Below are 24,547 nucleotides of genomic sequence, written 5' to 3' on the forward strand. Positions count from 1 at the left end.
GATATTTTACTCATTCCTTAACACTTCAAGGTTTTTCTTTATAAGCTCACATCTTTGCTGAACGCACAGAACGCTTCTGCCGGGATCTTCCGGTGTTCCGAAGATATAATCACTAAGTAGCTCTATGCTGGTCTTTGCAACATAGACCCTGGTATCACTTCCTGCGTAATATAGCAGGATGTCTCCGGTATCCTCCACAATTGCTCCATTTGAAAAAACAACATTGGACACGTCCCCTACCCGCTCCCAGCCAAGGGGGCCAAGAAGAAGTCCTCCGGGCTCAGCGATTACTTTCTCAGGATTATTAAGGTCTGTAGCATATGCATAGAGGACATATCTCAGACCTGCTGCAGTATTTCTTACACCATGGGCAACATGAAGCCAGCCCTTATTGGTCTTTATCGGCACGATACATTCACCATTTTTGGCTTCTGTAATCTGATGATATTTCCTTCTGCTAAGAATTTTCTCTTCATCTATTACTGCATTTGTGATGTCATCACAAAGTCCAAAGCCTATTCCACCACCGCTTCCTGTATCTATGAAGCTGTCCATCGGTCGTGTATAGAAAGCGTACTTCCCATCAACAAACTCAGGATGAAGGACAACGTTTCTCTGCTGAGGGGAGCGTTTTGTAACAAGATTGGGAAGTCTCTCCCATTTCTTAAGATCCTTAGTCCTTACGATACCTGCCGCAGCTACAGCAGCTGACAGATCGTTTGTGGAATCATCATGGCTCTCAGAGCAGAACACTCCATAAATCCAGCCATCCTCATGCTGAGTAAGTCTCATATCATAGACATTTGTCTCCTCCTTGCAGGTATCATCAAGAAGAATCGGATAGTCCCAGAATCTGAAATTGTCTATTCCGTTGTCACTCTCTGCTACTCCAAAGAATGACTTTCTGTCATTGCCTTCAATTCTGGCTACAAGATAATACTTCCCATTAAGCTTTATTGCTCCGGAATTAAGAACTGCATTTATTCCAAGACGTTCCTGGAAATTCGGATTTGTTTTTATATCAAGGTCATATCTCCAGGTAAGCGGAATATGCTCTCTTGTAAGAACCGGATAGGTATATCTTGTGTATACGCCGTTATAAAAATCAGATGGCTCGTTTTTTCTGGAAAGAAGCCTTTCCTGTCTGTCTTTTTCAATATAATATCTCTCATGCAACATTTCTTGTTATTACCTCCAAACACATTCTTCCGTTATGGTACGGACATTTCCAGGGTTCAACTATAGGCTCTTTTGCAGGAACACCTTCTGCATCCACATACCAGTACCATTCTGAGCCCTCTCTTTTATCAATAATGACTTCTTTTATATAATCCCATAATGCCTTTGCAGCATTCAGGTATTCTTTCTTCTCAGGATGTCTTTCATATGCATCCAGAAAACCGTTTATGGCTTCTGCCTGAACCCACCATACCCTGTCTTCTTTCACAATACCGTTTTCGGCTTCAACAGGTATGGATCTGCCATCAAATGCAACTTTATATACTTCGCTTACCAAATCATCTGTAATTTTGCCAATTTTCTCTGAAAGCTCAGTATCGCACAGAATATCTGTAGTTCTGTTAATAAGCCATGCAGCTTCAATATCATGACCGTATGAATACAGATCAACCAGCGAATTGTACTCCTTGTCAAAAAAGCATTCCTGCCTGTGGAGCTGCGGATTGTATATCTTTTTGCTCACTATATCCAATACTTCATATAAGGATTTTCTGACCCTGTTGTCACCGGATACTCTGTAAAGCTCCGTATATCCTTCCATAACATGCAAAAGCGTGTTCATGCTCCTTGTCGCTTCCGTTCCATTCTCAGAAAGCTTCTCATTTGAAACAGGCTTAAACTCTCTGTCGAAAGCCTCCAGATATCCGTCCTCATCCCTCATCTTTTTCTCAATCAGCTCATAAAGTGACAAAGCAAGCTTAAGCGCATCCTCATCACCGGAAGCATCATAATATGACGAAAGACCATAAATCGTAAAAGCCTGATTGTATGTATGCTTGGTAGTATCAAGGGGTGCTCCGTCATATGTAACTGACCAGAAACTGCCACCATCTTTTTTATCCAGGCAATACTTCAGAAGAAATTCATATGCATGTTTCGCTTCATCAAGAAGGCTCGCATCTCCAAGCACCTTATATGCACTTGAAAAGAACCACAGGATTCTGCTGTTAAGGATACAACTCTTTTCATACTTTCTGTCCACATTAAGGTCAAAATCCATATAGCCGTAATATCCGCCATATTCATCGTCCCTAAAGCCCTTCCAGAAAGGAATTATACCGTTTACAAGCTCCTGCCTTATTTCATTTACCATAGTCATTACCCCTTTACCGCTCCGGCTGCAACACCGTTATATATCTGCTTCTGACATAGAAGGAAAATTATCAGCGCCGGAAGCAGTGACATAATTACTCCTGCACAGATAAGATGATACTGATTACCCATAGGTCCGGTGAAGGTATAAAGTGATGTGGCTACTGTACAAAGTCTTCTCTTATCCTGCAGATACAGGCTTGCACAGTAATACTCGTTATACACACCCACACCTTTTAATATCATGTTTGTCACTATTGCCGGTTTTAACAGAGGCAACAATATCCTTGAATAGATCTGAAAATAATTAGCACCATCGAGAAATGCACTCTCATCAAGGGATACCGGAAGATTTTCAAAAAACTGTATATATATGTAAATGGACATAACGTCCGTTCCCATCATCATTATAATATAACCATACAAAGTATTGATCAGTCCCAGATTTCCCATGATCTCATAGACAGAAACCTGCATTGCAATCCCCGGAAGGAGTGCTGCAAATGTAAACATGTTTCTGATGAGACTGTTTCCAAGGAATTTAAATCTGTTAAGTACATATGCCAGCTGCGATCCGATAAGAGTTGAGCCGACAAGTACAAATACAAGGATTATAAATGAATTGAGAAATGCCCTGCCCATATTGGCCTGTGTGAAAGCTTTTACATAATTTGAAAAATTGAAAAAGTTTTCCGGCAGAGTCATAACATTTGTTCTCTGATATTCTTCTTCTGTTTTCAGCGATGTTATTACGCAGGAAATAATTGGAAGCACTGCCATTAACGCGCAGAATATAACGGAAACATATTTTACACATATCCATACAACTCCACTTGCACTGATCTTTTTGCTCCTAACAATTTCCTTTTCCATTGTAACTGAGGCCACTGACATTATTTCCCTCCTATCTGCTGTTTTGATTTTGCTGCAATTTTGCGCTGTTTCTTAAGTGTGCGCTCATCCGCATCGGTACCTGCATTCCTGAAAAGGAATCTGAATATGCCCTCCTGCAGGAACTTCGCAATGAAAATAATAACTAGCAGGAACACTGCCATAGCACTGGCAAGGCCAACCTTCTGACTTGTATGTGCGATGTCATTCATAACAACAAAGAACGTGCCTGTACCATTAGCTCCGCTTGTTATTACATAAGGGGGCTCAAATGCTGACAGTGAACCAGTGATTGAGAGGATCACGTTAAGGGTTACTATAGTCTTAATGCTTGGCAGAATAATGTGCCAAAAGGTCTGCCACTTATTGGCTCCATCTATAGAAGCAGCTTCATAAAGTGTACTGTCAACAGACATCATTGCGCCAAGGAACAACACCATGGTCGATCCAAGATATCTCCATACCGAAGAATACACCAGTGACCAATTGTTTATGGACTGATCCTTAAGCCAATACGGCAGATTATCAAGGTTAAATCCTATCGTCTGTAGAACTGTATCAAGAACAAATCCCCTTGTATAAAAGAATTTAAAGATAAAACCGATTGCTATACCATTTATCAGATAAGGGAAGAAAATAAATCCTTTCCAAAAATTCTCTGCCTTTACCTTAAAGCAAAATATTGTTGCAAGATAGAGCGCTGCAAATACCTGAACAACAGAACCAACCATATAATACAATGACAGCAAAAGCGTCCTCAGAATGTCCTCGCGTTTAAAAATCTGTATATAATTCCTAAGACCGACAAATTTCCTTGGCCCAATATATTTCATATTATAAAAGCTGAACTGAACCATTTTTCCAAAAGGATAATATGTGAACAAGATCAGTAGCCCAACCGGAATGATCAGGAAAGCCAGGATAACCTGCACCTGTTTCCATTTTCTTTTATTCATATGGGTAACTCCCTTTCCTTTCTACAAGGCAGGAGCGGAATTATCTAATTCCGCCCCTACACAACTACTTCATAATATAGTGTTATGAAAACCTATTAGTACTTGATCTCAACTCCGCTAAGCTCCTGAGCTTCTGTCCATGCCTGATTCCAGCTGTCCATAATCTCATCAAAGGTCATGTCACCATTTGAAGCGTGCTCTATGATTGACTGTACCTTTTTATCCCCACCGTTATTGACATTGAGCTCTGAATCAGAATTCAGTGTATCCTTAAGATCTTCTTCTCCGGGAAGTGCTGTTTCATCAGAAACATACTCAACTCCATCGAATGCTGCATAAAGATCAGGATAATTGTTGTCTTCTGCATTGATTGGGATGCCTCCTTCGTTATAGGAGAATCCTGACTCATTTGTCATCCACTTAACAAATACGAGTGCTGCCAAACGATTGTCGTCACTTGCATCCTTGTTGATTCCGAAAGCATAATCAGGTCCTGCAGAAGCATACTGCTTGCCGTTTACTTTAATAGGAAAGCTCATATATCCAATATCCTCAGGCTTATCACCTGCAGCCTGCATCTGTGAATATGCCCATGAACCAAGAACCATGGTTCCGATCTCACCTCTGTTGATCATACCCTTGCAGCCTTCCCAGTCTGTTGTAGAATAGTCATCCTCAATTAACCCTTCTGCTACTGCATCATAAAGTACTTTATATACGTTGTATGCATGTGTTCCATCGCCAGGATCAGAGAAAGGATTAGCTGTGTGTGGAAGTTTCTGATTCATGTAGGTTGCATCACCTGTTGCAGTTCCTGCAATATAAGCATCCCAGGCACCCATTGTCCATCCTGCAGCATAGTTTGTATAAAGCGGGATGGCATCTGTCTTCTCTTTAATCAGCTTAAGATCTTCAATAAACTCTTCAGGTGTTGTGGGTAATGTATCGATACCTGCCTGCTCAAATACAGCCTTGTTATAGAGAACACCCTGTGCATTACCGGTTGAGGGGATTCCATAAACGATGTCATCGTACTGCTTATCTTTAGCAAAACGGATTACGCTTTCCATATTCTCAACTGTTCCATAGGGCATGAAATAATTTGCATACTCAGAAGCGTCAATTCCCGGAATCATCATAACATCACCCCAGTCACCTCCCTGGAGCCTTAAAAGAGAATCCTCTGCATAATCTGTGATTCCTTCAACATCTACTGTGATATTCGGATATACTTCATTGAATGCTGCAATATATGATGCCCAGTTAGTTCCCGGATAATCATCTGCCAGCATATCTGTTCTGTGTGTAAGAAGCTTAATTGTTGTTGTTATGTCCTTACCGGTCTCACCAAGAACTACTGAAGTGTAGTTGTTGTCAGCCACATCTACATCTGATGAAGAATTGTCAGCTGCATCCTCCGTAGCAGTCCCATTTTCAGCCTCCTCTGATGAAGCCTCTTCACTACTGTTCTGTGTGTCTGCTGAATCTGCAGCAGCATCAACAGAATCCGCCTTAGGCGTTTCTTCTGTCTTTGCAGCCTGGCCACATGCAGCAAGTGACATGGCAATTGATGATGCTGTCATTAACGCAACAAATTTCTTGAGTCTCATTTTTGTATCCTCCCTTTACTTAATTTAAGTTTCCTATTTGCCTTAGGCTTAAATTTTAAGTTAATTCTTATTATATTTATTAATTTGCATTTTTCAACCATAATTTTAAGAAAAAGCAAATAAAATGAGCCATTTCGTAAATAATTAACGAAATGGCTCATTAACTTTTGTTGGTATTATCCAACTATTAACTATATATTTTACTTAATTTAATCAAACTGTTTAATTACATTTTTGTCTTTACTACGTTTAGCTTCATAAAGCATTCTGTCAGCATATGACAAAGCTTCCTCCAATTTTTGGTCAACCTCTCTGTCAGCTCTCATGATGCCTATCGACACCGAAATGTTATACGGCTTATCACTGGTCTTATTGAAAGTATCAAGCAGCCCATCAACCTTATGACGAAGGATTTCATAAGAACCGGTTACGCTTTCCGTGGTGACAAATGCATATTCATCTCCTCCGATTCTTCCAATAACAGCATCCTTACCCAATATTGTTCCAAAGACTTCTGCAATTTTCTTCAGTGAAAAATCTCCTTCTTCATGCCCAAACCTGTCATTCACTATTTTGAGGTTATTCATATCAGCAAAGCCAACCATACTTATTTCGCCTCTTTTAGCCGCTTCATGAAGATAATTTTCTCCCTCCTCAACGAACCCTCTTCTGTTGTACAGTCCCGTAAGATGATCAGTCCTTGACAGATTATCAAGTTCTATATTCATCTGCTTCATAAGGGTAAGGCTTTCCTCCAGCTCCTGCCTTATCCTCTCATTTTCCTTAAGCATCATAAGTATATGTGTGGACGCTCCGAGCTGTGAAGCAATACACTCTGCCTCACCAAAAATCTTATCCGTAAGATCAAACATTACAAAACCATACAGTTCCTCTGCAAAAAACAAAGGTAAAAGCGCCATCGCTCTCTGTCTGTCCCCAAACTCTTCTATATCAAAAAGCCTGTCAAGCAAAACCGGCTGCTCTGTTTTAGGCAATATCTTTACCTGACCATCCTTAAGAACCGCCTTTCTGTTATATGTAGGTGCAGGGCGGTACTTCTCATTTTTAAGATGATAGCATGGGCGATCCAGTACATAAATACAGGCATTCTTTACGTCCAGCCAGTCAAAATCGTCCAGGAAAACACGATAGCTTTGATCTGTTCCATGTTTAAAGTTCATCGTCTTTCTTATAAAGTTCTTTATGGAAATGTCCCTGTCTTTCTGTTCCTTTATCAGCTCACCCAAAAGACTGTTCTCAATTTTCACAAGGGAATGGGTAGTCTGAAGCGCAGAATCAAACAGCTTAGCCTTATAAATCTCATTATTATGAATAGCAGCAGACGCAGCCCTGTAAGCATGTCCGATGTACCTTACTATCATATCCACATCAACATACGCCATTGCCTGTGTATGAAAAAGCACATCAAAACCATCTGCTATTTCTGCCACATCCTCTTTTGCACTTTCAGATTCACTATCTAAGGCTTTAGCCTTTAACATTATCCCCTTAAATATTTCATATACCTTTTGCGCATCATCCTTGTCACACTCATTAAGAAATCTGTAAAAGGAGGAATTAAAATAGTCCCTTATCTCTATTTCCGTAACATCCGCATCCTGAGCAGCTGTTTTTTCTATCTTCCCAAAGGATTCCCTGATGATAAGCCTTGCGGGAATGGTAACACTTTCTGTTTTTTCGCCCCGGATCTTCTTTAATAGCGTTGTAAGTGCTACATCCCCAAGATTAAACGGATCAGCGGCAACCGTTGATAAGGGTGGATCCATCTTGGCACTGTTAACAACGTTGTCATATCCCATGACGAATACATCTTTTCCTACCGTCTTTCCATGCTTTGCAAGCACCTCATAAGCCATTATTGCCATCTCGTCATTTACACAGAACAGCCCATCCATATCAGGATTGTCCAGCATTAAGCGCTCTATCGCATCAGCTGTTTTTTCAGTGCATGCAAGATCACCAACCTGTTTACTGCTTTCAGAATACTTAAGTCCTGCTTCCTCTAACGTGTCATAAAAAGCATTTTCCCTTTCCATGGCATCTGTATTTCCTGATGGCCCTGCCACAATGCACAAATGTCTGCACCCGCAGTCATTTATCAGCTTAAGCACACCTTCTCTTACAGCATTCCTGTTGTCATAACATATACAACAGCGGCTGCTGTCTTTCGTAGCCGCAATAACGCAGGGAATATCATCAAATCCTCTTAGGAATTCATCTGTTTTTTCTGCAGTGGTAAAGCATCCAATGCTTCCTGCTGCTATGATAAGTCCATCTATATTATTTGCATTGGGGTAGGCAAAAAGCGTATTATACTGGTACTCATAGGCAATTTCATCATTATCTTCACTGAGCCTGTCTATGTATTTCCCCGGAAAAACAAATACATTAACATCTTTTCTGGCTGCAGTATGCATAACTCCAAGACATAGCTGAATAGAATAATCATCAGCTATACCTCCTACAAGGATTCCAATTTTCAATCTGTTTTCACCTGACATTTTAATCCCTCTGCATGCTCTATCACCATAAGGCAAACAAAGAGCCAATAGTAATGTATTTTTCCATAAGTTAAAACACGGCTGACATAAGGAATTAGTTTAATCCTAATATGTCAACCGCCATAAAACAATGTATATTTTATTAAATAATCATAACTAATTAGGCGCAGACCGCGGTTTTCCTACTGACTCCCCGGGGATAAGGCTCCCCCTGATCATTGCAGATTCAAAGGGCGTTTTCGGATTATGAAGTCTCATGGTCATAAGCTCAATCGCCTTACCTGCCATCACATCTATATCCATCTTGTAACTGGCAAGAGACAGCCCCTGCTTCATGTCGGGAGCATAATTATCAAAGCCTATAACGGAAACATCCTCAGGGACTCTGTACCCATTCCCGGTTAAACGCTCTATCAGCAAAAGCGCAGAAACATCACAATTACAAAAAAAGGCCGTTGGCATCTGTTTCTTATCAGGAAGCTTAAAGGTGCCCTCTGCTCCTATGTTGCCATCCGCGTCCCTGTCCCCAACCACTATGGGATTTTTACCAAAGTCTACAGAAAAACCGGAAGCAGAAAGCTGCTTGCACATTCCAATATACCTTTCATCGATACTTGGCGTAACATTCATGGTTCCTACAAAACCAATATTTTTGTGCCCCATCCCAAGAAGATACCCGGCTATCTCATATCCCCCAAGGATGTTATCAGCTATGACCGCATCTCCTGCTATCTCCTCGTAAACAGAATCCAGTGACACAAGTGGCACATCAACAATCTCCTTTAGCATCCTAAGATACCCCACATCAAAGGCTCCAAGGATAATTATACCGTCTACGTTGTCCTGCCTCACAAGATTAGGGACATTCTTTTCAGTCTCCGCTGTCTTACTGATAACCTCCAAAAGAGTAAATATCTTCTTTTCATTCGAAATAAGCGATAATTTCTGGTATATACGCCAATAGAATGACTGGCTGTGATCAAGGTATCTCTCGGCAACAATAACTCCTATGACTTTGATTTTACGGGCAACGTCATTCTTATCCTTTCTTACATAACCCATTTCATCTGCAAGACTTTCAATCTTCTCCCGCAGCTCATTACTAACACCTTTTTTACCTGAAAGGGCTTTTGACACAGTCACGCTGCTAACGCCAAGCTTCTCTGCGATATCAGACAAGGTAATATTATTCTGCATCATTTTTCCCTCATATCTCTTACTGATGACCTTTTCACAACATATGAGTCTATCTCATATATTGTTCCTGCAAGAGTTGGATCAAGTGTCTCATTTATTACCTGCTCTATGGCAAGCTTTGCCATCTTTGCCAGATCAACATTGTAGGTAGTAAGTATATTTTCCAGCTCATTGCCACTTAAGTAATTATCGTAGCCCACAAGCGAAATATCTTCCGGCACATTCATTCCTCGTTCAAGAAGCGCCTTATAAAGCGTCCCTGCTGCATAGTCACTGCTGCACACAAATGCTGTAGGAAGCTCCTTCGGGAGGTCTATACTTGGAGTTTCATTGTCGCCGCTTCTGTCTGACAAAATCCACTCCCTGTTTACTTTTAGCCCATTTTCCCTCATACACTTTTTATAGCCATAGTATCTGTCAATAATATTTCGTGAATAATCAAGCGCACCTACAAAGCCAATATCTTTATGTCCGGCAAGAACAAGCTCCCTGGTCGCCCTGTACATCCCATAATAGTTTCCTGACAGAATAGAAGTATAATTGCCCATTTCTATCTGCTGGTCCATAATTACCACAGGTACTTTTATTGACAAAAGCAACCTTTCGAGATATTTCTCACGAACGGGTCCTATAATAATCACCCCATCCACATCCATTTTGGGCGGGAGCTTTGCATTATCACTATAATCCTGAATAATTGCAAGCGAAGTAAAGCACTCTCCCTCGGACGCAGCATAAGCAACCTTCTGGTACATTTCCCAGTAAAAAGATGCCCCAACGAGCATATATCTTTCAGAGACAATAACTCCAATGGTTTTTCCCCTGGTTATACTTTTTTCTTCATTAACCGCGGTATTATTCTGATATTTGTCAGTATCAAGCCCCAGGCTTACAGCACATTCCTTTATTTTTTTTCGCATTTCCTGGCTTACACCAGGTCTTCCTGCAAGGGAATTTGATACTGTTACAACAGATACCCCTAAAGTATCAGCAATATCCTTTAACTTTACTTTTTGTTTTGGTCTCATCTATCAACCTCCAAATATCATTATGGCTTAAATTAATTATGCAATCAATGATTTAGCGGTTAAAAAATAATAAACTAAAGCAATATCAAAAAACGTTCACGCAGTTATTATAGAAACAAGGTAAAAGCTACTATTATCCTCCTTTGTGGCGCTTATAATTTCTATATCCAGCGAATGGTCTGCCTTTATACTACTGTCTAGTACAGTCTGGAGATAAAGGCAGTCTCCCCAGTCTTCATCAAAGTTTGCATCCAGCCTGGCAGAATCATTCCTGTCCCCATCAATGATCGCGATAGCTACAGGAGCTGGCCTGTTTACTGTCTTTCTATACTGGATTGCAATAGATCTGACATCAATAAAGTCAAAATGAATTCTGTCACCAGCCACTTCACCTATCCATCCATTTTTAAAAAGGTCGAGATGTCCTGTCTTTTCAGAAGTATCAGCCCTGAATCCGGATAATACAGGCCTGCTGTTTTCTATAGTAAACCGCGTTGGAAATTCAAATCTGTTTTGCGTTACAGGAAGCTTTTCAATATCATCTGCAGTATCAAAAGCATCTGCCTCCTGTGTTGCCTTTATATCAGATATGGTTTTTATTATTTCCCCTGCTACAAGCCCATGTCCAAAGTCATTAGGATGTAACCCATCCGGTGTTATGTCATTTCTGTTATATTCTCCCTCGCATATTCTCCTGTAAACGGTATCCCTGATACTTACATTAGGTATATCGTAATATTTTCCAACACTGTCATGTATATCCTGAGCTGTCTTGCCATCATCATAAAAAACATTGTTAAGTAGAAGCATTGCCGGTTTGTTATCTGCATACCATATTTTCCGTATCAGTCCCTCATAGGTCTCTTGAAAAAATGCTTCCGGCTCGTCATTAACAGAAAAATCCACTATGACAAAATCAGGTCTGTACATAAGCAAATCCCTGTGTACTCTTGAAACTCCAAAGTGTGATGATGTACCACCTATTCCGGCATTCACATAGTGGAACTTCGCATTCGGAAATTCATTTTTAAACCATTCAAAGACCCTGTAAGCATAACAAAACTCCGGAGTTGAAGCGAGTGCGCCCTGAGTAATGGATCCTCCAAAAAAGCCCAATACCAGTTCCTCACCAGCCTCTGCTCGCTTTACAAAGTCCCTTAATCTTTTTATTCCTGTAATATAATCCATTTTTCTTTTCCCTTTAGTCTTACAAATTGCGCTTCAAAATCCTTTTTTCTCTGAATCAAAATCCCTGCTTTGCCTCATAAAGCCCCGGCAGATTCTCCTTTGTTACTACATTGGGGCTGTTGTAAACCTTTTTCAGATATTCAAACGTGTTATATTCCTCAGTTTTACAAAAATCCAGTGACCAGGTCATAAAGCTTGCCCATCCGATTTTTTCATCATGAACATTCTCAGGATCCGGCAGAACCCCCACCTCTCCAAGAATAACCGGCTTCTTTGTGTCTGTTATCCCCGTCAAGACCTTATACTGCTCTGCATAAGAGGTATGAACATGCTTATCTGTGTACAGGTCAACAGATATCACATCTACAATGTCATCACCGGGATAAAAATCCTTTACATGTGAGTTCCATACCCATATAAGATTGTTCAAGTGGTGAAGCCCTACAAATCTTTCATACATAATTCTGTATAGCTTCTTTACAGGTTCTGCGCCTTTGGCTCCCCACCAGAACCAGGTTCCATCACTCTCATGAAATGGTCTCCATAGAATAGGAATCTCCTTCTCACAAAATGGTCTTAATATACCTGCCATAACATCCAGATCCGAGATCATTGCTGCATATTCAGGAGTTCCTTCTGTTGCTGCCTTCTCCGGATCATAAGGAGTATTTTCAGTATAAAAAGCCTTGGATCTGCCATATAACGGAGAAAACCAGTGCCATGTAAAAGTAATGAGCCCCTGCTCGGCAGCCCATTCCCATGCTTTTTTTAATGTTCCATTATTTCCAACTATCTCATCCATACACTCCCTATCTGTATCCAGATAATTGATATTCGGCGAATATGACAGAAGCTCAAAGCCAAGAAGCGCCGGTTTCTTTCCTGTCTTTTCTTCTATCAGATGCAGTTCCTCCTGCTCCATTGTCTGTGTATGCTGCCCTGTGATAATCTTGTCATATGTAATGTCAGAGAGATACTTAAGTACATTCCTCGCGCCCTGCTGCATACAAGGATTACTTGGTTCATAAATCTTGTCACTCATATTTGCTCCTTTATCCTTTAAAGATCTTATTATTTTTTTCGCCCTGCATTTCAGGACGATTCTATGACTTCTTGATCGTAAAGATGAAAAAGCGTTCAAGAAGTCATCCCTCACTTAATTAATTTAACTTAATATAGTTTTACTAATTGCTTATTTTAACTTAATATTGCATATCTCTTTCTCTTTTGCAATACTGTTTTTTTGTTTTCATAATGAATTTCGCATATAGAAATATACTTCCCTTATCGCTATACAATTAATATATAGTTACGCAAAAGTACTTTCTCTAATAGATGAATATAGCATGCAACTGCAAATATGATGATGATAACTGTAAGGAGGGTTGGCATATGGTAGACTACACAGAAGAAAAAGGATACCAATATCACATCCATACTAACAAAGACAATGTTGGCGGATATGTCATCGTTACCGGCGATCCGGGTAGATGCGAATCTATAGCCCAGTATCTGGATGATCCCGAATTGATAGCATCCAACAGGGAATATACCACATATACAGGTAAGCTATGCGGTGAGAAAATAAGTGTGACTTCAACAGGAATCGGCGGCCCTTCTTCTGCGATAGCATTTGAAGAACTATATAAATGCGGTGCTCATACACTGATACGAGTAGGGACATGTGGAGGCATCCAGTTAGATGTCAAAGGTGGAGATCTTATCATCGCAACAGGCGCCATCAGAATGGAAGGAACCACTAAAGAGTATGTGCCTGTAGAGTTTCCCGCTGTTGCAAATTATGAAGTGGTAGGGGCTGTGCATTTACTTAGTGCGACAGCCCCTTAGAAGTTTTGGATTTATTTTATTCTTTATTTCGTTTTATTTATTTTTCATTTAAGAAATATGCATACAATCTTATCATTAGCAAGCTACAAAAAGACCCGGATCCTTAGGTAACCTCAGCACTCCATCAACCATGTGTGCTAATAGTGTTTCTCTTACTTCATTTCTTGAAAGTGTGCAGGAATTCTCAAATGTGATTCCTGAATATATATAATCCATCAGGTCATCAATATTTGTCACTTCAAGGGAATCATTGTAACGCTTAATCCCGACATTGGAAAAGAATGGTTCTAACTTTTCTCCTCCATTTTCAAGGGAGAAGTTATTATCATAGGATATATCCTGTTTGAGAATGGTTACAACAGTTTCCAGTATGCCATTTTTCCCTGCTGTTCCGGCATAGAAACATCCGCCAGGTTTAAGTACTCTTCGAACCTCAGATATTGCCCTGCTTATATCCGGTACATGATAGAGCATGCAATTGGCAATAACCATATCAAATGTATTGTCTTCATACGGAATATCCTGGATATCAATAACCTTGTAATCAACATTTGCAAGCTCTCCAAGATTCTTCCTGGCTTCTTTAAGCATGCCTTCGCTCATGTCGGATAATACCAGCTTTGACAATCTGCTTATAACATCCGTATGATTTACCCACATAACTGCACTTCCGGCTCCAAGTTCCAAAACTCTCATTCCGTCTTCAAACTTCATTACTGTAAAATACCAATTGTGCAGCCCCATCTTATTTGTTGAATACTTGTCATGAATTGAGATTCTTGTGTTAAGTCCTGCCGAATTCTTGTACTGATCTTTAACAAATTTTGTGTCGTCAATAAGTATATTCCCCATGTAGCTCCTCCAATTTTATAGCATTTCTTAGCCTTGTGTTTCATCCGGATAATCCCAGAAGCCGCCTGTATGGAAATTTTCATTTCCCAAAGGTTGTGCAGTCAGTTTGAAAATCACACATCCATCAGGGCACACAACTGTTTTGGAGTATTTCCCATCGCCTCCCACTTTGGTAAGATCTCCGCCGCTTCTGACAGCTTCCATCAGGGGATACAGCATCATCATTGTCTTTGAACAGATTCCGTACCCATCCTGATTAACCGGACATCCATAGGTGCATTTGTAAACATCCCCGATTTCTTCACCATTACGGCAATATCTTTCTGTATGATCTCCATGCAAAAAGCCTGTTACTTCTACCGTAAATTCATATTCTTCGTCATACCACTTTTTCATAGTTTATCACCTTCTTTTAATCTGTCTGATAACTTAATCACATTCTTTAATTATACAGAAAAAAGGTGCAGTTACCTATAATAAACAATCAAAAAGTAACCTTTCTTCTTAATATTTTTTAAGCTTGTTAGCGATTATGCTTTATATCTTCGCATAATCATCTCCGCACCTCAGTCAATATTTGAAGTTTACTTTGTAGTGACGTAATCGATATTTAGAGTATAGACCAATAAATCTGATAAAGACCTTATAGACTTACACTATTTTGCTTGCGGATATTATATTTCCTGCATGAGTTAAGTCTACCCGAAAACAATTATAAATTTAGACGTAAGCAAAATTTAGGTGGTAGACAAACACTTGAATTTTGCCACCTATTGACGTAAATGTTTGGAGATTGAAAACACCTTATTCTAATCATTTTACGTCTATTTACATTGATATTATTTCATTGATCTACTGCTCTAATTTCACAGTAGACCAATATCTGTTTTGTCGCCTACATTGACTGAATTCCAATGGCTTGCGGGATTATAACTACTCAATGAATTACGTCTATTCGCGAACAAATCAGCATATAAGCATAACCACCATTTTCAGGTTAAATAATTTTTCTCTCAAAAACTTTTCCTGACGTAAAAACCTCTTCCAATAAGTATACCTTTTGGCAGTTATTATTTTTCAACCCCAAGATGTTTTTTAAGTCTTGGAGCCATAAAATTAAAGAGAAGTATAACTGCAAAAAAGATAATAAAATCAAATAGTTTTTCTTTAATATTAATTGTATGTTCAAAAAATATGGAAAGCGCTGCATCAAACATTAAAAATGCTACGGACTGTCCAAAACTTTTGAGTATGAGATTCATGTTTTTGTTCCTCCAATATTTTTTACCATCTCCCACAATTCATGCTGAATTCTGGACAAAGGCTCATTTAAGGCGCTTCTTTCTTCGAAATCTTCTCTGTAGATAAAAAATTCAGACAAACCGGCTCTTCCGGGATAAAGGCGTTTATAGCAAGTGACAATGCAATCTTCTTTGTCCTCGTCAGAATAGTCAGCTTCGAGCACATCAATCGCATCCAGTAGTGTTTGATACTGGTACGCAATGGACTGATCTCCATATTTCTTTAAGTGTACAGCTAATTCTTTGAATAGTTTTAAAACGTAATCTATATCCATTATTTTCCTCTTCATTTCCTTTAAAGCATATCGCTGTCTATTATAATCTTTTTGAATCTTTTACAAAAGTCAGATTCCTTTCTTTCTCAGAAAAACGTTTTTCTACAAAATCTTGAAAGGAAGATTTATTTAGTATAGATTAAAGACAATTGAAAACAGTCCACGTAGGGGATATCAGCCTGATGTGTGGAAGAAATAGGAGTAAAAAAGAAATGCGAAAAGCACGTACAGAAAAGGAAAATGCGATCAGAGAGAAAATGCTTTCTGAGTTGTATGCAAATGAATATAACAAATTCATAGGATTTGAGGTATTGGAGCTTAGTCCTACCTACAGCAAGTCAAGGATAAAGTGTGATTCCAGACTACATAACATGTATGGCAGTATTCATGGAGGTGCATTGCTTTCTTTTGTAGATGCCATGGCTGGTGCTACAGGAAGTATGAGTGGATACTATGTGACTACCGTTTCTGCCAATTTGAATTTTCTGTTGCCTGCTGTAAATACCGAATATATTTACTGTGAGTGCATGAAGCTTAAGACAGGTAAGCATATTCTGGTATTTGATATAAGGGTAACTGACGATGAAGGAAATCTTTTGGACAGTGGAGAGTTTTCTTTTTTTGCAAGTAAAGTTCCGGTGCTTGGAGATAATCTGAAGTTTTAAAAGGAAATTCTTAGCTTGTTCGCGACTATATTTTATATCTTCGTATAAATAATCCTCGCGCCTTAGTCAATACTTGATGTTTACTGCATTGTGACGTAACCGTTATTTAGGTGATAGACCAAGAAATCTGATAAAGACCTTATAGATTGACACTGTTTCGCTTGTGGGAATTATATTTCCTGCATGAGTTAAGTCTACCCGCGAACAATTTTTAATATAGACTTAATCAATATTTGGACGGTACATCTGCATTTGAATTTTGCTACCTATTGACGTAAATATTTGGGGATAGAAAATTCTTTATTCTGAGCAATTTACGTCTATTCACACTGATATTATCTCATTGGTCTACTGCTCTAATTTCACAGTAGACCAATATTTGTTTTGTCGCTTCCATTGACTGAATTCTCCCAGCTTGAGAGAACATACTTCCTCAACAAATTACGTCTATTCGCGAACAAATCCGCATATATGCATAACCACTATTTTCAGGTTAAACCAATTTTTTCTCAAACACTTTTTCTGACGTAATCCCCCTCCAAAAGGTATGGCTTCTTCCATGCATTTCCGCTTTTACTTGCAACTTATAATTTTTCATATTCGATTTTCTTAAATTTTCATATCTTTCTAAAACGCTTATTAAATCTGCCCATCTTCGATGTAATTATAATTTCTAATGAATTATAATTTGTCTTGGTAACTTTTTTACTTTCTGAGCATTAGAATGGAGAAAATCGCATGAAAATTACAACCTTTAATACATCGATAATTACCAAGGAAGCTGAACCTGTCATCAAGCTTTTCGAGGAGCTTGGATTTGAGCAGACTCACAATAAAGCAGAAGATACGGATGTTGAGTTTTCCGCCCACAGAATGAAAGATAAAAACGGATTTCATATCGACATAGTTGAAGTTCCTGTGATTCCTCAGACCTATACAGCCATCAGAATAAATGTGGACAATTATGAAGAAGCTTATGAATTCTTCATGTCCAGGGGATTCAGAGAGGCAAAAGGATTTGCTCCAAGCACTACTACATCCAGCAAATACGCATACCTTGTTTCTCCATCCGGATTCATAATTGATGTTTGTGAGCATGTGAAAAAGTAAGTAAACCGGGACTGCCCAGTGCAAAGAGCTTTCCACCCACGATAAACGCTACCCTGCCGCATAGTTCAGTAGCATCCTGCATATTATGAGTTGTCAAAAGAATGGTTTTACCCCTTCTCTTTTCCTCAAGAATCAGGTCCTTCATCATACGGCTGTTTGTTGGATCAAGACCGCTTGTGGGCTCATCCAGGAAAAGAAGCTGCGGATCATGTACAAGAGCTTTGACAAAGTTCAGCCTGCTCTTCATACCCTTTGAAAAATCCGAGACTCTCTTATCCCCATCATTCTCAAGCCCCACCGCCAAAAGCAGGTCGTCAATGCTGCGCCCCTTTATGCCATATAAAGACGAGAAAAATTCAAGGTTCTCCCTGGCAGAAAGCTTTTCGTACATGGTTGAAAACTCAAAGTCAACACCTATGGTTCGGTAAAAATCGGAGCCGCATCTTTTGCACTCGACGCCTCCAACCTTAGCCACCCCTTTATAATTAGGAAGCATTCCCAAAAGTATCTTTTGAAGCGTACTTTTTCCCGCACCGGAAGGCCCAAGAAATCCGAAGATTTCTCCCTCCATCACCTCAAAATTCATGTCCACTATAAATGGCTTTTGGGTATAGCTAAACGTAAGATCCTTAACTTCTATCATTATTTTCCTCCTTAATGCAGGCATTTATGAAATAAAGCATTTCGTCTGTTATATCTATTTGACTACATATGAATATATAGTCAAATAAAGTCCTAATCAAAGTCCGGCTCAAAACCGGACTCTAATATTCATATTAAAAATGCACCTGAGCTGCCATCCGAGCAAGCTTTATTTCAACATTTTTCTCGCATCATCTTCTGCCTTACTTCATCATCTGCTTCACAATTCCGTAAATCAGGAGCCTTAGCGCTTCATCATAGTTCTCTTCCCCAATCTCAGCCTTGTGAAGCGTTGCAAAGTACACTGCATGAAAAGCCGCACTGACAACCTTAACGTTCAGATTCTTTTTTATAGGAAACATGGACAGCATCTGTTCTATAGTATCAGTGTCATCCTGAAAATGTGCTTCCACTACTTCCCGAGGGAGCTTCCGCACCAGAAGCTCAACTTCATCAGTATCAAGAAGCTTTAGGATTGGCATCTCATCTGTCTTTTTAAAAAACTCAAAGATCAGATCCGTCAAAGTATCCGCCGACAAATCCCTTACAGCCACCTTCGAAAGAGCATCAGCCAGTTCGTTATTGATGGCCTCATGCTGATCCTGGATAACCTCAAAAAGAAGCAGCTCTTTTGACTTATAAAAAAGATAAAAGGTACCCTTGGGAATTCCAACACGTTTTACCAGTTCATCAACCGTTGTGCGCCTGACACCGTACTGGGCAAGGCACTTTGCAGCCTCTTCCTTAAGCCTCTGAATTATATATTCTCTTTCCTGATCCGAATATGACTTTGGCAAATCTCTTTACATCCTTTTTGACTAATTATGAATTTATAGTCAGTATAATTCTTCCTCATCAAATTGTCAAACATCATGCAACTTCTTTAGCTGTGTTTATTGTCTTTTTGGAAAAAGTCCTTACAAAAAATCCAAACACATTTCGGACAAGTGGTCCTGCGAAGAATATCTGCCAGCAAAGAGCCATCGGAAAATTCATAGCAGTTGTCTGCAGCCATACTGCGACGAATTCAGCCCCGGCATCCTTGAAAAGAATTGTAGCAACGAGGCTCATAAGAGGGCACATAAGGCACACGCTCATTGCTGATATACCAAGAATCATCATGATCATTGGATCCTTGCCGGGAGTAACGAATCTGAATGCAAGCTTCTGAGCAAGTTTTCCTACAAATAGAAGCTCGATTAATACTGCAATCGGCCACATAATGAGCATTTCTTTGAATGCAGCAATAAATATGAAATTCTGCATACCGCCTACGTTAAGTGAAATATTGTAGCAGATCATTGCATAGACCATGACAAATGCCATGAAAATAGTGAAAATTACATCCTGAAACTTGTTCTGTGGTAACATACCCGGGGTTCTCCTTTCATTGACCAGGGGAAGACCTAGGGCGTGTTGTTCGTTTTGCACCATATAGTGCTCACGTTTCCAATATTACCAACTCTACATCTTCTTATTTTAATTCTTGCGACAAGGTCAGATTATATCAGAAAAAAATCTTTCGTGTAATACCCATTTTTAATTCTATGTTGTAATTTCAAGTGATATAATGCTTTTTGGTGTGCTCACCAATCAAAAGGACAGGGGACAAAGTTCATGTCGATATCACTTTTAGCAATTTTTGACTTTATAGGCACAGTTGCCTTTGCAATATCCGGTGCCATCACCGGAATCCATAAGAAAATGGACATATTTGGAGTAAACATTCTCGCTATAATCACTGCCTGCGGTGGAGGTCTTACCAGAGACATTGTGATGGGAAACTTCCCACCACAGATGTTCATTGATCCATTTTATGTTGTAGTCGCAGCAATCATAGCAAATATCGTATTCTTTTTAATGTATTATCGTAAAGGAGTGCCGGTTAAATTCTCAGGCATATATGACAAAGGCCTGTTTATATCGGACACGCTTGGACTCGCCGCATTCATGGTAGACGGGGTAATGATAGGAGCCAATTTTGGCTATGAAGATGACCTGTTCCTTCTGGTATTCCTCGGATTTATCACAGGTGTCGGCGGCGGAGTGTTACGCGATGTCCTGTCAAACCAGATGCCTGCCATCTTTGTAAAGCATGTTTACGCTCTTCCCGTTATAGTTGGCGGAATCGTCATGGTCATAATGCATGATCTGATGCACACCTGGAGTGCTGCCATGGTAATCAGCTTCGCTCTTGTTATTCTGCTCAGATTTATGGCGAGACATTTCCTTTGGAATCTTCCTAAAGTAGAGCTCTGAATTGTATTTCCTCCGCTCATTTGTCTTCTTTCCCAAATGGTTCCGCCAATCCATACAGTGCCCAGACCAAGTTCATGAGCTCTCATAAGTAGTTTCTCAAAACTATATCCATATGCCTCATCTGCATGCACTTCTTCTGGTCTTTGCTAAATCTAAAAAACATTTCATTCTCTATTACCTCGAATGTCCTTAAACTGCATTTTTCAGTAGTGCCTCTACTTCCTGCCTCTTTTCATACAACACGCATCCGCCTTCATGATCATCCAAGAGCACGCCTTCCTTTTGGAGCGCCTTGAACAGCCTCGAATTAATGGCATCTCTGAGAGAAGTCTTTTTTACATTTATATCCGAATATGGTGAAAACGGGCATGGTTCCGCTCCTCCATGTGAGTTGATGTGAAAAAATCCGCGTCCTGCAGCAATACATCCACCTGAGTTTTTCTCATCTCCGGGGAAAGAAACAAAAACCATTTCAGGATGCTCAGTCCTAAGCCTTGCGATCTCTTTTTTCAGATATTCCCTTTCTTCCTCTCCGGGTGCCAGATACTCTGCATCCTCAGTTACCGGTACAAACTCAACGAATATCACTGCCTTACATCCTTTATCAGACAGCATACTTATGAAGTCTTCAGAAGAAACATCCTTTAGATTCTGCGTCGTTACCGTAACTGAAGCACCGTAGATGAGTCCTCTCCTGTTTAGTTCATCCATATTTGAGACGAGTTTATCATATACACCCTCGCCCCTTCTTGAATCAGTGGCTTCTTTCCCACCCTCAATACTCATGATGGGCACAAGATTTCTGTTCTTATCAAACAAATCAAAGTACTTGTCAGCCATATATGTTCCGTTAGTAAATATCGGGAATAGGATATTCTGCTTTTTACCCGCAGCTTCTATTACACCTTTTCTAAGGAGCGGTTCTCCACCAGCAAGAAGTATGAAGCTTACTCCCAGATCGTCCGCCTCATCGAAAATCTTAAGCCATTCGTCATCAGTCAGCTGCTCTACCGGCTCTGTGTCCTCTGTTGCGTTATTGCATCTTGAATAGCATCCACTGCAGTGAAGATTACAGCTGCTTGTAATGCTGGCAATAAGGAAAGGCGGAATATGTTCGCCTTCTGCTTCCAGCTCAGCTCTTTTCTTTGATGCGCTTTTTGACGCCAATGCAAATTTCGCCATGTACGCGCTTTCTCTTGGATTTCTTAAGGTAGCCCTTATGGCATCAGAAACCACTCTCTCAACTCCATGTGTCATGTATTCCTGTATATCAAACTCTTTTTCCATAAACCTTTTACCTTTCATCAAATTACTGCAAGGGTATGCTCAATGAAAAGATTATAACACATTTTGTATTTTATGCAATATAATTGGTCTCAATATCTTATTTTATATTTCGGCTCTTGTTATTTCAATAAGTCAAAAATCAAGCTGAAGAACTATCTCTTCATCATTCTTTTACAACAAGAATTCTAACGCAATTTTATGTAATGCTTTTTGCAGCAGGCTATTTTAAACCACCATCTCCTGCTGCTATTTCATTTTGTCGCATTTGAAGCAGTCGCTTTTTATATCTAGTGTCTACCGCTATCTCTGTTCGTCTAATATGCAGCAGACGTTTTACCCCATATTACTCTGCCGCATATTATCTCTTTCTTATTTGCGTTAGAAAATATATTCTAAAATCAACTGCTGCAATCACCTATTTTCATATTTGTAGAAGACATTACAACCAAATTCCAACTGCCTCCTTCCTATCCAAACAGCATATCCGCTGCTTTTTCCAGATCTCTGCGTTCCTGTGAATCATCATATCCGCTTTCCCTGTCATCGATGCCCTTTACCGGATCAATAGAGAACAGACCATCCCGGTTGCAGTAAAAGAAGATTCTTCTGACTCCCCTGATTTTAAATCTTGCTTCAGCGTTCCCTTCCGGGTAGAGCTTCACCATCTGCATATCATCGGATGACGACGCCGCCACAAACGAAATGTAATGCTCCTTCGTCATGCTGTGATCAATCCGCACATAATACTCATCCTCCACACGCTCGATAAAAGCCATGTGCTGTTCATCTGAAGGTTCTGCCTCTAAAGGTATAAGCTGGATGCCGTGACAATGGATCGCTGCTTCGCCCATGCTGTGTATCACATTCCCGCAGACCGGGCAGACATAAAACTTTGACCGCAGCATATTTGCGGATACATTCGCATTATGAATAGTATTGCCTGATATCAGCTCCGTCACTGAAATGCTGAACGCCTCCGCAATAGGCTCCAAAAGAGTAATGTCCGGAAAGCCTTTGGCAGTTTCCCATTTTGACACACTTTTATCACTCACTCCCAGCTTTTCCGCCAGCTCGCTCTGTGTCATTTTGTTCTTTTCCCGCAGTTCCTTAATAACTGCGCCTGTAACATATTGGTTCATATTCGTTCTCACCTCCATGCACAGATTGTATATCAACACGAAAAAATAGGGTACCTACGGAAAGTAGAGTCGGACGGATTATCTAATTATTCTCATCAGCAATATTTCCGCCTTCAAGGATTGCTTCTGCTCATATTTCTTCTATTTTCTATATAGCCTTACATCTATGACCACATGCCGCCTCAAAGTTATATCTGACTATTCCAAGATCAAGCTTGGCAAATGGTCCGAATCCGGCTTTTATCACTGCCTCTTCACCATCAATATCAATAAAGAATTTCTGCTGGTTTATAGCCGTAGGAGCAAGAAGCGCTGCTTCCATACCCTCTCTAAACCATGCGGGCATGTCTTTTTCAGTAACACCGCAAAGTTTTGAAAGATCTTTTGTCTTATGGTTAGTGCCTTTATTTAAGCCATATCCTATAGCGATGACACATACTATCTTTTCATTGGCATCCACATCAGCCTTACACTTACTCTTGCCATAAGTTCCGGCAACCCAGCAGGTATTAAGTCCCAGCATCTGAGCTTCCAAAACTATCTTTTCACCATAATAGCCGCCAAGTTCCTCTAGATTATCCAGTTTCTTAGATCCCACAATCGCGATATAGTTGTTAACACCTGAAAACTTACCATAATGACTAAGCAGCGTATCAAAACATTCCGGATCATCAGTTATTAACTGGATATGGAGTCCACTCTCCTCGTTACATTCATTAATGCATTTTTCAAGAGAAGTCCTCACATCCCCAATAATATGATCCGATGAATACTGCCTTACACTGTGCCTTTCTTTTATCGCCTCTTTTATATCCATCAAATATCTCCTTACTTAATGATATATGCGTCAACTATTTCTCCAACATACATAGTATGGAAATCCCTGTTTGCCATAGGGTATGTGCCGGGAACATCCTGAGGATAGGTCTTTTCTTTGATATCTACAGGAATCTTTGAAAGATCCTGGTCCTGGGAATAGAGCACCTTGCACTCGATAGTAAGTGGATACTGCTTTACGCCCGGAGTCTTTATTATCTCAGACTCCTCCAGTTCAAGACCTGCTTCTTTTACCCTATCAATATTAAAGCCGGTCTCCCAACCGCAGATTTTATTAATCGTAGGATCCGGATTCTCCAAAGGAATACTTATGCTAAACTCTCCTGCTTTATCAAGCTGTCCTTTTGTAAACCTTCCTTGTCTGACATATACATGAAAAGTAGGTCTGCCCCATAAAGTGCCAATATGTCCCCATCCAATTACCATTGAATTGAACTTATCCGCACTGGTATTAAGCAGAATTCCCTTAGGAAGCGCTTTTGTAATCAGATTTGCATAGTCAGTAACATTAATCTTTTCCTTCATTTCATCACTCCTGTCTACATCTTTGACTCTATTATATTGTGTACAATCCTTAAAATATAATAAACCGCTCATAATCAAAAATCA

23 protein-coding genes and 2 pseudogenes are annotated in these 24,547 nt (G+C 39.9%); 4 read left to right on the plus strand and 21 right to left on the minus strand.

Features of this window, described 5'->3' with window-relative positions; translation table 11 throughout:
* Positions 1-6: 6 nt before the first annotated feature.
* The 10 genes from G602_RS0108875 to G602_RS0108920 form a co-directional block, all read right to left on the minus strand.
* Positions 7-1,179 carry a glycoside hydrolase family 130 protein gene (locus tag G602_RS0108875; protein WP_026658695.1) on the minus strand — a complete coding sequence of 391 codons (1,173 nt, stop codon included), beginning with the start codon at positions 1,177-1,179 and terminating at the stop codon, positions 7-9.
* The gene (locus G602_RS0108880; RefSeq protein WP_026658696.1) at positions 1,169-2,338 is read right to left on the minus strand and encodes an AGE family epimerase/isomerase; all 1,170 of its coding nucleotides are present in this window, start codon (positions 2,336-2,338) and stop codon (positions 1,169-1,171) included. Before G602_RS0108880 ends, G602_RS0108875 begins: the two co-directional genes overlap by 11 nt.
* The gene (locus tag G602_RS0108885; protein ID WP_044931652.1) at positions 2,338-3,204 is read right to left on the minus strand and encodes a carbohydrate ABC transporter permease; all 867 of its coding nucleotides are present in this window, start codon (positions 3,202-3,204) and stop codon (positions 2,338-2,340) included. The genes G602_RS0108880 and G602_RS0108885 overlap by 1 nt, the downstream gene beginning before the upstream one ends.
* Positions 3,205-3,224: 20 nt before the next feature.
* The gene (locus G602_RS25900; RefSeq protein WP_044931627.1) at positions 3,225-4,178 is read right to left on the minus strand and encodes a carbohydrate ABC transporter permease; all 954 of its coding nucleotides are present in this window, start codon (positions 4,176-4,178) and stop codon (positions 3,225-3,227) included.
* Positions 4,179-4,273: 95 nt separating this feature from the next.
* The gene (locus tag G602_RS0108895; protein WP_026658698.1) at positions 4,274-5,788 is read right to left on the minus strand and encodes an ABC transporter substrate-binding protein; all 1,515 of its coding nucleotides are present in this window, start codon (positions 5,786-5,788) and stop codon (positions 4,274-4,276) included.
* Between the two features lie 209 nt (positions 5,789-5,997).
* Positions 5,998-8,310 (minus strand): diguanylate cyclase domain-containing protein, encoded by a 2,313-nt coding sequence (locus G602_RS28820; protein ID WP_026658699.1) that lies wholly within the window; start codon positions 8,308-8,310, stop codon positions 5,998-6,000.
* Positions 8,311-8,466: 156 nt separating this feature from the next.
* Positions 8,467-9,510, minus strand: a complete 1,044-nt coding sequence (locus tag G602_RS0108905) for a LacI family DNA-binding transcriptional regulator (protein WP_049945144.1) — start codon at positions 9,508-9,510, stop codon at positions 8,467-8,469.
* Positions 9,507-10,535, minus strand: coding sequence for a LacI family DNA-binding transcriptional regulator (locus tag G602_RS0108910; protein ID WP_026658701.1), 1,029 nt, complete (start codon positions 10,533-10,535; stop codon positions 9,507-9,509). The genes G602_RS0108905 and G602_RS0108910 overlap by 4 nt, the downstream gene beginning before the upstream one ends.
* A 96-nt stretch (positions 10,536-10,631) precedes the next feature.
* Positions 10,632-11,723, minus strand: a complete 1,092-nt coding sequence (locus tag G602_RS0108915; RefSeq protein WP_026658703.1) for an SGNH/GDSL hydrolase family protein — start codon at positions 11,721-11,723, stop codon at positions 10,632-10,634.
* A gap of 55 nt (positions 11,724-11,778) precedes the next feature.
* Entirely contained in the window at positions 11,779-12,765 is a 987-nt protein-coding gene (locus tag G602_RS0108920) for a glycosyl hydrolase (RefSeq protein ID WP_026658704.1), read from the minus strand.
* Between the two features lie 350 nt (positions 12,766-13,115).
* On the opposite strand from G602_RS0108920, the pseudogene G602_RS25910 reads away from it, so the two are divergent.
* A pseudogene (locus G602_RS25910) lies at positions 13,116-13,544 on the plus strand (nucleoside phosphorylase); the annotation flags it as partial.
* A gap of 102 nt (positions 13,545-13,646) precedes the next feature.
* Here the strand turns inward: G602_RS25910 and G602_RS0108930 are convergent.
* The 4 genes from G602_RS0108930 to G602_RS0108945 all read right to left on the minus strand — a co-directional run bounded on the left by G602_RS0108930 (position 13,647) and on the right by G602_RS0108945 (position 15,999).
* Positions 13,647-14,423 carry a class I SAM-dependent methyltransferase gene (locus tag G602_RS0108930; protein ID WP_044931630.1) on the minus strand — a complete coding sequence of 259 codons (777 nt, stop codon included), beginning with the start codon at positions 14,421-14,423 and terminating at the stop codon, positions 13,647-13,649.
* Positions 14,424-14,450: 27 nt separating this feature from the next.
* Complete coding sequence (locus tag G602_RS0108935; protein WP_026658706.1) at positions 14,451-14,819, minus strand: TIGR04076 family protein; 369 nt, start codon at positions 14,817-14,819, stop codon at positions 14,451-14,453.
* Between the two features lie 674 nt (positions 14,820-15,493).
* Entirely contained in the window at positions 15,494-15,685 is a 192-nt protein-coding gene (locus tag G602_RS0108940) for a hypothetical protein (RefSeq protein WP_026658707.1), read from the minus strand.
* Entirely contained in the window at positions 15,682-15,999 is a 318-nt protein-coding gene (locus G602_RS0108945) for a hypothetical protein (protein WP_026658708.1), read from the minus strand. The genes G602_RS0108940 and G602_RS0108945 overlap by 4 nt, the downstream gene beginning before the upstream one ends.
* A 212-nt stretch (positions 16,000-16,211) precedes the next feature.
* Between G602_RS0108945 and G602_RS0108950 the strand changes: the two genes are divergently transcribed.
* Both G602_RS0108950 and G602_RS0108955 read left to right on the plus strand, forming a co-directional pair.
* Positions 16,212-16,664 (plus strand): PaaI family thioesterase, encoded by a 453-nt coding sequence (locus G602_RS0108950; RefSeq protein ID WP_196808626.1) that lies wholly within the window; start codon positions 16,212-16,214, stop codon positions 16,662-16,664.
* A 738-nt stretch (positions 16,665-17,402) separates the two neighbouring features.
* Positions 17,403-17,774: a VOC family protein gene (locus G602_RS0108955; protein ID WP_026658711.1), complete on the plus strand. Its 372-nt coding sequence runs from the start codon at positions 17,403-17,405 to the stop codon at positions 17,772-17,774.
* Here G602_RS0108955 and G602_RS25915 read toward each other — a convergent pair.
* The 3 genes and pseudogenes from G602_RS25915 to G602_RS0108970 all read right to left on the minus strand — a co-directional run.
* Positions 17,764-18,417, minus strand: a pseudogene (locus tag G602_RS25915) (ABC transporter ATP-binding protein); the annotation flags it as partial. The gene G602_RS0108955 and the pseudogene G602_RS25915 sit on opposite strands and share 11 nt — an antisense overlap.
* 202 nt (positions 18,418-18,619) lie before the next feature.
* Positions 18,620-19,213, minus strand: coding sequence for a TetR/AcrR family transcriptional regulator (locus G602_RS0108965; protein WP_026658712.1), 594 nt, complete (start codon positions 19,211-19,213; stop codon positions 18,620-18,622).
* Positions 19,214-19,286: 73 nt separating this feature from the next.
* Positions 19,287-19,787, minus strand: a complete 501-nt coding sequence (locus G602_RS0108970) for a DUF2798 domain-containing protein (RefSeq protein ID WP_026658713.1) — start codon at positions 19,785-19,787, stop codon at positions 19,287-19,289.
* Positions 19,788-20,033: 246 nt separating this feature from the next.
* On the opposite strand from G602_RS0108970, the gene G602_RS0108975 reads away from it, so the two are divergent.
* Complete coding sequence (locus tag G602_RS0108975) at positions 20,034-20,675, plus strand: trimeric intracellular cation channel family protein (RefSeq protein WP_026658714.1); 642 nt, start codon at positions 20,034-20,036, stop codon at positions 20,673-20,675.
* Positions 20,676-20,864: 189 nt separating this feature from the next.
* On the opposite strand, the gene G602_RS0108980 is transcribed toward G602_RS0108975, so the two are convergent.
* The 4 genes from G602_RS0108980 to G602_RS0108995 all read right to left on the minus strand — a co-directional run bounded on the left by G602_RS0108980 (position 20,865) and on the right by G602_RS0108995 (position 24,463).
* A complete protein-coding gene (locus tag G602_RS0108980; RefSeq protein WP_026658715.1) occupies positions 20,865-21,962 on the minus strand; it encodes a radical SAM protein in 1,098 nt (365 codons plus the stop codon).
* 467 nt (positions 21,963-22,429) lie between these two features.
* Entirely contained in the window at positions 22,430-23,101 is a 672-nt protein-coding gene (locus G602_RS25920) for a helix-turn-helix domain-containing protein (protein ID WP_081675932.1), read from the minus strand.
* Between the two features lie 148 nt (positions 23,102-23,249).
* Positions 23,250-23,918, minus strand: coding sequence for a nitroreductase family protein (locus G602_RS0108990; protein WP_026658716.1), 669 nt, complete (start codon positions 23,916-23,918; stop codon positions 23,250-23,252).
* 11 nt (positions 23,919-23,929) lie between these two features.
* Positions 23,930-24,463, minus strand: a complete 534-nt coding sequence (locus tag G602_RS0108995) for a flavin reductase (protein WP_026658718.1) — start codon at positions 24,461-24,463, stop codon at positions 23,930-23,932.
* Positions 24,464-24,547 lie beyond the last annotated feature (84 nt).

The sequence above is a fragment of the Butyrivibrio sp. AC2005 genome (assembly GCF_000424145.1).
Lineage (GTDB): Bacteria > Bacillota > Clostridia > Lachnospirales > Lachnospiraceae > Butyrivibrio.

Coding starts and splice junctions, on each gene's coding strand:
- G602_RS0108875 (WP_026658695.1), bottom strand. CDS start 1,179: ATGTTGCATGAGAGATATTATATTGAAAAAGACAGACAGGAAAGGCTT.
- G602_RS0108880 (WP_026658696.1), bottom strand. CDS start 2,338: ATGACTATGGTAAATGAAATAAGGCAGGAGCTTGTAAACGGTATAATT.
- G602_RS0108885 (WP_044931652.1), bottom strand. CDS start 3,204: ATGGAAAAGGAAATTGTTAGGAGCAAAAAGATCAGTGCAAGTGGAGTT.
- G602_RS25900 (WP_044931627.1), bottom strand. CDS start 4,178: ATGAATAAAAGAAAATGGAAACAGGTGCAGGTTATCCTGGCTTTCCTG.
- G602_RS0108895 (WP_026658698.1), bottom strand. CDS start 5,788: ATGAGACTCAAGAAATTTGTTGCGTTAATGACAGCATCATCAATTGCC.
- G602_RS28820 (WP_026658699.1), bottom strand. CDS start 8,310: ATGTCAGGTGAAAACAGATTGAAAATTGGAATCCTTGTAGGAGGTATA.
- G602_RS0108905 (WP_049945144.1), bottom strand. CDS start 9,510: ATGATGCAGAATAATATTACCTTGTCTGATATCGCAGAGAAGCTTGGC.
- G602_RS0108910 (WP_026658701.1), bottom strand. CDS start 10,535: ATGAGACCAAAACAAAAAGTAAAGTTAAAGGATATTGCTGATACTTTA.
- G602_RS0108915 (WP_026658703.1), bottom strand. CDS start 11,723: ATGGATTATATTACAGGAATAAAAAGATTAAGGGACTTTGTAAAGCGA.
- G602_RS0108920 (WP_026658704.1), bottom strand. CDS start 12,765: ATGAGTGACAAGATTTATGAACCAAGTAATCCTTGTATGCAGCAGGGC.
- G602_RS0108930 (WP_044931630.1), bottom strand. CDS start 14,423: ATGGGGAATATACTTATTGACGACACAAAATTTGTTAAAGATCAGTAC.
- G602_RS0108935 (WP_026658706.1), bottom strand. CDS start 14,819: ATGAAAAAGTGGTATGACGAAGAATATGAATTTACGGTAGAAGTAACA.
- G602_RS0108940 (WP_026658707.1), bottom strand. CDS start 15,685: ATGAATCTCATACTCAAAAGTTTTGGACAGTCCGTAGCATTTTTAATG.
- G602_RS0108945 (WP_026658708.1), bottom strand. CDS start 15,999: ATGGATATAGATTACGTTTTAAAACTATTCAAAGAATTAGCTGTACAC.
- G602_RS0108950 (WP_196808626.1), top strand. CDS start 16,212: ATGCGAAAAGCACGTACAGAAAAGGAAAATGCGATCAGAGAGAAAATG.
- G602_RS0108955 (WP_026658711.1), top strand. CDS start 17,403: ATGAAAATTACAACCTTTAATACATCGATAATTACCAAGGAAGCTGAA.
- G602_RS0108970 (WP_026658713.1), bottom strand. CDS start 19,787: ATGTTACCACAGAACAAGTTTCAGGATGTAATTTTCACTATTTTCATG.
- G602_RS0108975 (WP_026658714.1), top strand. CDS start 20,034: ATGTCGATATCACTTTTAGCAATTTTTGACTTTATAGGCACAGTTGCC.
- G602_RS0108980 (WP_026658715.1), bottom strand. CDS start 21,962: ATGGAAAAAGAGTTTGATATACAGGAATACATGACACATGGAGTTGAG.
- G602_RS25920 (WP_081675932.1), bottom strand. CDS start 23,101: ATGAACCAATATGTTACAGGCGCAGTTATTAAGGAACTGCGGGAAAAG.
- G602_RS0108990 (WP_026658716.1), bottom strand. CDS start 23,918: ATGGATATAAAAGAGGCGATAAAAGAAAGGCACAGTGTAAGGCAGTAT.
- G602_RS0108995 (WP_026658718.1), bottom strand. CDS start 24,463: ATGAAGGAAAAGATTAATGTTACTGACTATGCAAATCTGATTACAAAA.